Genomic DNA, 2,909 nt, shown 5'->3' with positions numbered 1-2,909 from the left:
CTGGTCCAGGCCAGCGGCGTCCATGCGCGGCAACTGGGCGAGCAGGTCCTGGCGCTCGCGGTCCTTGCCGGAGAAATGCAGCAGGGTCGGGACCGGTGTATCGAAGCTGCGGCAGGCGTCGAGCGGCGACATGTCGAGCGCACTGCCGACCCGGTCGGCGATGGACACCGCCAGTGGCCAACCACACAACTGCGCACGCGCCATGATGCTCTCCAGCGCCGCGAAGCGCTGGGCAGTAGGCTTGGGGACGAACTCCATGATGCAGACGAAGGATTGGTCGTTCAGGGCTTGTCTGAGCAGGCTCATGGTGGGTACCGGGTGCGGGCAGGATGACAGTGTGGCTGGATGGGGGCGCAGTGGGTTGTCTGCAAGCGTACGGCATTGATCTGAAACAGACACGCTGCGCGGTTTACATCTGGATACAAGCCGGGCTTTGTCATCGAGCTGGTGGGCTGCTTGGATGCTGCGCTCTGTGGAGCGAATCTGCTTGTGGCGGGGACCTTTTCGCGGGCAAGCCCGCTCCTACAGGCCCCCGCGGCTCTGAAGACTGTGGAGTACCTGTGGGAGCGGGCTTGCCGGCGAAAAGGTCACCGCTGTCTCGGCCTCTTTCCCCAAACCTCGATAAATGGAGTTATTGATGAAGACCCTGGTAATCGGCGCCAGCAAAGGGCTGGGCAAGGCTTTGATGCAAGGCCTGGGCAACCCCGGTGACACCCTGATCGGCGTCGCCCGCGCCATCCCCCCGCATGTCCCCGTCATCGCGGGTATCGACACCCGCTGGATCGAAGCCGACCTCGCTCACCCCGCAGCCGCCGTCGCCACCATCACCGAGGCGGTGGCTGATCAAGGCATCGACACGCTGATCTACAACCTGGGCATCTGGGAGCCCCTGGCCTTCGACCCCGCCTACGATTTTCTCGACGACCAGGACGCCCAGATTGAAACCATGGTCGGTTGCAACATCACCGCGACCATCCTGCTGATCAAACGTCTGCTGCCCCTGTTGCTGCAAAGCCAGCACCCACGCATCCTGCTGACGGGCTCGACTTCGGGCCTGCCGCGCAGCGGGCGCCCGGAGGTGACGTTCGGTGCCAGCAAGTTCGCCCTGCAAGGCATTGCCGACGCCCTGCGTGAGGGCTACCGCGATCGGCGTCTTGGGGTGACCTGCCTGAACCTCGGCTATCTCAATACCGAGGATGGCCTGGAGGTGCCGGTTGCAGACGCTGCGCAGCGTGGCGAAGGGGCACTGATACCGGTGCACGATGTGGTGCAGGTGGTCAGGATGGTCCTGTCACTGTCGCCGGCCAGCTTTGTCAGGGAGCTGAGCTTGCCGGCGATTCTGGATGACAGATTCTGAAAATAGCGGTGAGTGCTTCGCGGGCTCGTCTGCGCAGAACTCACCCCAGACTCATCGCTCGATCGTCAACGCGACACCTTGGCCACCACCGATGCACAGCGTCGCCAGGCCTTTCTTCGCATCGCGCTTGATCATCTCGTGCAGCAGGGTCACCAGCACCCGGCAACCCGAGGCGCCGATCGGGTGGCCAAGGGCGATGGCGCCGCCGTTGACGTTGACCTTCGCCGCATCCCACGCCAGCTCCTTGCCCACAGCCAGGGCCTGTGCAGCGAAGGCTTCGTTGGCCTCGATCAGGTCCAGGTCGGCCAGCTGCCAGCCAGCCTTCTGCAGGCAGCGCTGGGTCGCCGAGACCGGGCCGATGCCCATGATCGCCGGATCCACACCGGCACTGGCGTAGCCGGTGATCTTGGCCAGCACCGGCAGGCCCAGGGCCTTGGCCTTGTCGACGCTCATCAGCAGCACGGCAGCGGCGCCGTCGTTGAGGCTCGAGGCGTTGCCAGCGGTGACGCTGCCGTCTTTCTTGAAAGCCGCGCGCAGCTTGGCCAGCGATTCGGCACTGGTGCCCGGGCGAGGTTGCTCGTCGGTGTCGAACACCAGTGCATCGCCTTTTTTCTGCGGGATGTGAATCGGGGTGATCTCATCCTTGAACCGACCGCCTTCGATAGCGGCCACCGCCTTGCGCTGGGACTCGGCGGCAAAGGCATCCTGCTGTTCGCGGGTGATGGCGTACTTGTCCACCAGGTTCTCGGCGGTGATGCCCATGTGGTAGTCGTTGAAGGCGTCCCACAGGCCGTCGGTGATCATGGTATCGACCAGTTGGCCGTGGCCCATGCGCTGGCCGGTGCGCGCCGACGGCAGCACGTACGGCGCCAGGCTCATGCTCTCCTGGCCGCCGGCGATCACCACCTCGGCGTCGCCGCAGCGGATCGCCTGGGCCGCCAGATGCAGGGCCTTGAGGCCCGAGCCGCAGACCTTGTTCAGGGTCAGCGCTGGCACCGCGTGGGGCAGGCCGGCCTTGACCGCAGCCTGGCGGGCGGGGTTTTGGCCGGCGCCTGCGGTCAGCACCTGGCCGAGGATCACCTCGTCGACTTGCGCAGGGTCGAGGCCGGTCTGCTCCAGCAGGCGCTTGATCACCGCAGCGCCGAGGTCGATGGCCGAGACATTGGCCAGGGAGCCCTGGAAACTGCCGATGGCAGTGCGGGTGGCGGCGACGATAGCGACTTCGTTCATTGTTGTTCTCCGGGAGGCGAAGTGGATCGCGACAGCATCACTGCCCGGGGCTCATTTGAGAAGTTTGTTTTTCTTTGTGATTGATCGGGTTTGCAAATGAATAGGGTGTCTGTGCCGGCCTCATCGCGGGGCAAGCCCGCTTGTATGGTTAGACTTGAAGGGGTGGTGGGACTAAATGCCCGATTCTGACTGTTCGCAGCAGTACAGACCGTGGGAGACATCGCCCCACCCCTTCCACCAAAGCGCCGATAAAGAATGCATCGTTTGCAAGCGACGATAGAAGCAAGCCAGCGCCTCTTGGTGAAACCCCCTCAAGCCCCGA

At 64.3% G+C, this 2,909-nt stretch carries 2 protein-coding genes and 1 pseudogene; 1 reads left to right on the top strand and 2 read right to left on the bottom strand.

Going from position 1 to position 2,909, the window contains the following annotated elements:
* Positions 1 to 306 (bottom strand): annotated as a pseudogene (locus tag VA602_RS00330) (methylenetetrahydrofolate reductase C-terminal domain-containing protein); the annotation flags it as partial.
* Positions 307 to 637: 331 nt separating this feature from the next.
* On the opposite strand from VA602_RS00330, the gene VA602_RS00325 reads away from it, so the two are divergent.
* The gene (locus tag VA602_RS00325) at positions 638 to 1,357 is read left to right on the top strand and encodes an SDR family NAD(P)-dependent oxidoreductase (protein WP_197892822.1); all 720 of its coding nucleotides are present in this window, start codon (positions 638 to 640) and stop codon (positions 1,355 to 1,357) included.
* A 51-nt stretch (positions 1,358 to 1,408) separates the two neighbouring features.
* Here the strand turns inward: VA602_RS00325 and VA602_RS00320 are convergent, their stop codons facing one another.
* Positions 1,409 to 2,587 carry an acetyl-CoA C-acetyltransferase gene (locus tag VA602_RS00320; RefSeq protein WP_323452148.1) on the bottom strand — a complete coding sequence of 393 codons (1,179 nt, stop codon included), beginning with the start codon at positions 2,585 to 2,587 and terminating at the stop codon, positions 1,409 to 1,411.
* Positions 2,588 to 2,909 lie beyond the last annotated feature (322 nt).

Source organism: Pseudomonas machongensis (genome assembly GCF_034961125.1).
Lineage (GTDB): Bacteria > Pseudomonadota > Gammaproteobacteria > Pseudomonadales > Pseudomonadaceae > Aquipseudomonas > Aquipseudomonas machongensis.
Note: the sequence above shows the minus strand (reverse complement) of the source record. Positions and strands in the feature narration are given on the sequence as shown.

Bases quoted from the DNA above. Each gene is read 5' to 3' on its own strand.
- VA602_RS00325 (WP_197892822.1), top strand. From the start codon at position 638: ATGAAGACCCTGGTAATCGGCGCCAGCAAAGGGCTGGGCAAGGCTTTG.
- VA602_RS00320 (WP_323452148.1), bottom strand. From the start codon at position 2,587: ATGAACGAAGTCGCTATCGTCGCCGCCACCCGCACTGCCATCGGCAGT.